3 protein-coding genes are annotated in these 5,428 nt (G+C 73.8%); all 3 read left to right on the forward strand.

The features are described 5' to 3' along the window. Window positions 1–2,237: MFS transporter (locus D7W81_RS39600; RefSeq protein ID WP_120560509.1), on the forward strand; the 2,237-nt coding region annotated here is incomplete at its 5' end. Then, window positions 2,230–3,426, forward strand: a complete 1,197-nt coding sequence (locus D7W81_RS39605) for an ABC transporter substrate-binding protein (RefSeq protein ID WP_120560510.1) — start codon at window positions 2,230–2,232, stop codon at window positions 3,424–3,426. The genes D7W81_RS39600 and D7W81_RS39605, both read left to right, overlap by 8 nt. Further along, the coding region (locus D7W81_RS39610) for an nSTAND1 domain-containing NTPase (RefSeq protein ID WP_120560511.1) at window positions 3,423–5,428 on the forward strand (2,006 nt) is incomplete at its 3' end. The genes D7W81_RS39605 and D7W81_RS39610, both read left to right, overlap by 4 nt.

The following is a 5,428-nucleotide window of genomic DNA, read 5'->3' on the forward strand; positions in this document are numbered from 1 at the left end:
TCGCCGTGGGGCTGGGGGAGGCGCAGCGCGGCTATGCCCACCTCCAGTTCGAGCGGCTGGCGGCGCAGGGCGCGGTCATCCAGGGACCCGTGGAGATGTTCCTGCGCGTGGGCGTGGCGCTGGAGCAGTTCACCGGCTTCCACCACCTGGCCCGCGCGCTGCGCGAAGCGGACCCCACGCTGGAGGCAGTCCGCGTCCTGGATGCCCGGGGCCGCCTGCTCTTCTCCGAACCTGCCGGGGAGGAGAGCGCCATCCCGCTTTCCCACCGCGTGCCTCCCCTCCCCGGCCAGCGCTTCGAGGTGACGGAGGACGCGCGGGTGTTCCGCGTGTCACTGCCGCTCTCCGACCGCTTCGGGGTGGTGGGCCGCCTGGAGTTGGTGATGTCCCGGCAGGCCGTGGACCTGCGCGTGCTCCAGCGCTTCCAGCCGCTCTTCACCCTCCTGGGAGGCTGTCTGTTGTTCCAGGTGGCGTTCGTCCTGGGGGCGCAGCGGCTGTGGATGCGGCGGCCCCGGCGCTGGCTGGGCCTGGCCTTCTGCGCCGGCTTCGGCGTCATGACCCTGGCCAGCTCGCTGGCGCTGGTGGACCTCTACTCGGACGGCCTCCAGCAGCGCACGAGCAGCCTGGCCCATTCCCTGGCGCGGCGGCTGAACGAGGCGGCGCGGCTGGGGCTGACGCTCTCCCACCTGCGCGGGCTGGACACGCTGCTGGAGGACTACCAGCGCTCCAACACGGACCTGGGCTCGCTCGCGCTCATCGCGGATGAGCGGGTGCTGGTGCAGGCCGGCGCGGGAGCGGGGACGCCCGGGCATGAGCGCTTCAAGTACACCATCGACCTGGAGCTGACGGAGGGCCCCTGGAGCCTCCCCGTGCGGCTGGAGGTGGGCGCCGCGAAGGGCGCGCTCGACGCCCGGCTCTGGCGCGGGTGCCGCGGCTTCCTCTTCCTCTTCGTGGCTTGCGGCCTGGTGGGCCTGCTCGTGTTGAGGGCCTTCGCTCCCCTGCCCCGGCGCGCTTCACGTCCGCGGGCCTTCGAGCACGGCGCGGTGGACCGGCTCCAGCCCCTCGCGTTCCTCGGGGCCTTCCTGGACGGGCTGCCGCTGGCCTTCCTCGCCACTTCCGCGGAGGCGCTCAATCCCGGCGGGGGCGCCGCGCTGCTCGTCTTCGCCTTCCATGGCGCCAGCGCGCTCGCGTTCCTCTACTCCGAGCGCACCGCCCGCGACGTGGGCCCCGGCCGCTTCCTGATGGGCGCCCTGCTGCTGTCGGCCGCTCCCCTGTTGCTGATGGCGTGGACCGGGGACTTCCGGCTGTGGCTGCTGCTGCGCTGCCTCTCGGGCCTCGGGCACGGTGCGCTCGCCGCTGGAACCCGGGTGTACCTCCTCGCGGTCTTCCACCCCCAGCAGCCCCCGGCGCACGGCTCGCGCCTCGTCCTGTCCCGGTGTAGCGGGCTGCTCAGCGGCACGGTGCTGGGCGCCCTGCTGGCGTCCCACCTGGGCCCTGGCGCGGCGTTCCTGTGCGGCGGACTCGGCGCCCTGGCCGCGCTTTCGTACGCACGGCTGTGGTTGCCTCCGCTGGATGCGCGGGCCCCGGCCCCCGGAGCCGGTCTCTTCCGGGCCTCCCTCTCCTGGCTCGCGCCCCCACCGCTCCCTTCGGGCACGGGGAGCCCTCGCGAATACCTCCCGGCGCTGCTGCTCGTCGGCCTGCCCTCCCTGCTCGTTCGCGGAGGTGTCCTCTGCTTCGCGCTGCCCTTGTGGCTGGCGGGCCAGGGCGAGGACGCGGACCTCATCGGCCAGTTCCTCGCCCTCCATGCGCTGGGAGCGCTGCTCTGCCACGTCCTGCCGCCGCCGCGCACCGACAGGACCCGGAGGCTGTTGCAGGGCGGAGTGCTGGGGCTGGGCGTCGCGTTGCTGGCGCTGGGGATCGCGGGAGCGCTGGAGCCCGTGTGCGCGCTGGCGTTGGGACTCTGGGGCCTCTGCCACGCGCTCATCCAGGCCTGCCTCAAGCGCCCCCGCGCCTCCGGCCTCGGAGAAGGCCGCGCGCGGGAGCGGGGCCTGCCGTCCATCGCCCCGGTCGCCGGCGCGCTCGGGCAGTGCCTGGGCCCCCTGGTCGTGAGCGCGCTCTGGCTCATTCCTTCGGAGCCGCTCCAGGTGCTCGGAGGGCTGGGCGCCGGCGTGCTCCTGCTGGGCGCCGCGTACTTCTGGATGACCCGGGGACTGCCCGGGCGCGAGGCACGCCATGCGTGACGTCACCCCCGCGCGGGCCGGATGGCTCGTGGGCCTGCTGCTCGTCCTCGTCACGTCCCTGCCAGCCTCCGCGCAGCCGGAGGATCTCTCCGCCTGGGTGGACCTGCCCCCCGAGTCGCTTCGGGGCTGGAAGGTGGAGGCATCCGCGGAGCGGATCCGCATCGCGCATGAACGGCCCCCCGCGCCGCAGGAGCAGGCGCGCGAGGTGCTCGTGCTGCTCACCGTGGCGCAGAGCAGCCTCAACTGGATCCTCGAGGGCATGCTGCCCGTCCTGCGCGACGGGCGCGTGCGGGTGGAGCTCACGCTGCACAAGCTGGGCACGGGCCGCCAGGAGCAGGAGCGGATGCTGGCGCTGGCGGACTCCGGGCAGTTCGACCTGGTCATCGCCCTGGGCTCGGACGCGACGCGCTTTCTCTACAACCGCTTCGGCAACCAGCCCACGCCGGTGGTGGCGCTCTGCAAGGCGCCGGAGCTGTGGCTCGGCTTCGAGGAAGGGGCCTCGCAACAGGCCAAGCCGGGCAACATGGCCTTCGTCTCGCTGTCCCTCTCTCCGGACGTGCAGCTGCACTACCTCCAGGAGCTGCTGGGCCCGCTGAAGGTGCTGACGGTGGTGTACGACCGCCGCAACCAGAGCACCGTGGAGGTGGAGGCGGAGGCCATGCGGCGGCTGGCGGCCCGGGACGGCTTCCAATTGCTGGAGCTGGCGGTGGACGGCAAGCGCAGCGCGGAGGCGATGCTCTCCGAACAGGTGCCCCGGATGGCGCGCGCGATGCGGCTCATTGATCCGGAAGGAAGGCACAGCCTCTTCTGGGTCACCACGTCCTCGGCCGTCTACGACGAGCTGGAGCGCATCGACGGGCTCTCCGAGGGCATCCCGGTGCTGGGCTCCGTGCGCGAGGCCGTGCGCGAGGGGAGCGCCAGCGCGGTCATGTCCATCGGCGTGCCCTTCAAGAGCGCCGGCCAGCTGGGCGCGCGTTACGTGCTGGAGGTGCTGGGGTCGCGGCTTCCGGCGTCGCGGCTGCCCATGGGGGTCATCTCCCCGCCGGACCTCGCCATCAACCTGCGGCGCGCACGTCAGCTGGATGTGAAGCTCCCCTTCCACTTCCTGGAGCAGGCCAGCTCCATCTACGACCTGGACGGCAGGCTGGTGCGGCAGGACGGGCAGCCCGCCGTGGCCCCTCCGCCGTGAGCGCGCCCGCCGTGAACGCGCCGCTGGAGCTGCTGCTGGAGCTGGTGCGCGCGCAGGAGGCCGGGGACGCGTTCCACTTCCGGCTGGAGCCCCAGGAGTACCTGCTGCGGCGGGCCCAGGGCAGCTACGCGCGCGCGGCGCTCGCGTGGGAGCCGGCGCTGCTGGCGGACCTGGCGGAGCTGGAGCGGCCCCATCCGGATCGCAACGTGGTGCAGCGCCTGGGGGAGCGGCTGCGCGCCTTCCTGGAAGCGGTGGGCTGGGACGCGCACGCGCGGGACATCCTCGCCGCCGTCCAGCAGGAGCGCCCGGTGCACCTCACCTTCCGGTTCGCCGCGGCGGAGCTCTACGCGCTGCCCTGGGAGCTGCTCACGCTGGGCACCTCCGGGCGCACCGTGGCGGAGCTCCCCGGAGTGCTCGTCCGCTACGAGTGGCCCGCGTCCCAGGACACGCCCGCGCCGGACACCTCCCGCGCGGGCCGCATCCTCTACGCCTGGTCCGCCGCGGGAGGCCAGGTCCCGGCGGGGGCGCACCTGCGCGAACTGGGCGCGGCCTGCGAGGAAGGCGTGTATCCGTTCGAGCCTGAGCGGGACGTCCTGCCGCACGTGTCGCTGGAGTCGCTGAAGGAAGCGCTCGCGCGATCCGGCGAGCCCGTCTCCGTCCTCCACCTGCTGTGTCACGGCGGACGGCGGGGGCAGACGTATGGCCTGCTCTGGAACGCGTCGTGGGAGGGCGGCGAGCCCGAGCTCGTGGACGGCGCGACGCTGCGCCAGCTGCTGATGCCCTACGCGCGGACGCTGCGGCTGGTGGTGCTCTGCGCGTGCCAGAGTGGCGCGGGCACGACGGACAACCACCTGGGCAGCGTGGCCCAGGCGCTCCACCGCGCGGGCCTCCCCGCGGTGGTGGCCTCCCGCCTGCTGCTCTCCGTGCCGGGCTCCGTGGTGCTCACCCGCGCCCTCTACCAGTCCCTGCTGGTGGCGCCCGCATCATTAGAAGAGGCGGTGGGGCACGCCCGGCGCCAGCTCGCGCTCGACACCACCGCGCTGGACCACGTCTCGCTCCAGCTCTACGCGCGCGCGGAGCACGGGAGCGACACGCGCCCGGTGGCCCTGCGTCCCTACCGGGGCCTGCTGCCGTTCCGGCAGGAGGACCGCCGCTTCTTCTTCGGACGCGAAGCGCTCCAGCGCGAGCTGCTCCAGCGCGTCCACGAGGCGATGGAGGACCGGCGGCCTCGCTTCCAGGTGCTGGCCGGCGTGTCGGGCAGCGGCAAGTCCTCGCTCGCCCTCGCGGGCCTGCCCCAGGAGCTGCGGGCCGCCGGCTGGGAGGTGCGGCTGCTGCGGCCCGGACAGGGCCACGCCGAAACGCTCCAGCAGGTGCGCCAGGTTCCTCCCGAGCGCCGGCAGCTGCTGCTCGTGGATCCCTTCGAGGATCTCTTCACCGCGCTGGAGCCCGACGCACGCCGCGTGCTCGCCACCGACCTCTGGAGTTTGTCGCGGGACACGGAGCGGCGCGTGGTGGTGCTCGCCACGCTCCAGGTGGACTTCCTGGGGCGCTGCGGGGATCTGGTGGTGGACGCCGGGGGCACGCGCCTGGACGCGGTGGTGTACTCGGACGCGCATCGCCTCTTCGTCAGCGAGCTTCAGGGGGAAGCGCTGCGCGCGGCCATCGAGGGCCCCGCGCGCAAGGTGGGGCTGGGCTTCGAGCCCGGCATGGTGGACCGGCTGCTCCAGGACGTGGGACAGGAGCCCGGCTCGCTGCCGCTGCTCCAGTACGCGCTGGATCAACTCTGGGAGGAGCGCGAAGGCCCCCTGCTCACGCACCGCGCCTACGCGGCCCTGGGCGGCGTGGCGGGGGCGCTGAAGCGGGTGGCGAACCGGCTCTACGCGTCGCTGTCTCCCGGCGAGCAGCGCCAGGCCCGGCGCCTGCTGGTGGAGCTGGTGGACTTCCAGCAGGGCCCCGCGCCCGGCATGCGGGGCCGGGTGAGGCAGCGGCACCTGCGCCCCAC

Origin of the sequence: Corallococcus aberystwythensis (assembly GCF_003612165.1) — a bacterium.
In the GTDB taxonomy this organism is placed as follows: Bacteria; Myxococcota; Myxococcia; order Myxococcales; family Myxococcaceae; genus Corallococcus; species Corallococcus aberystwythensis.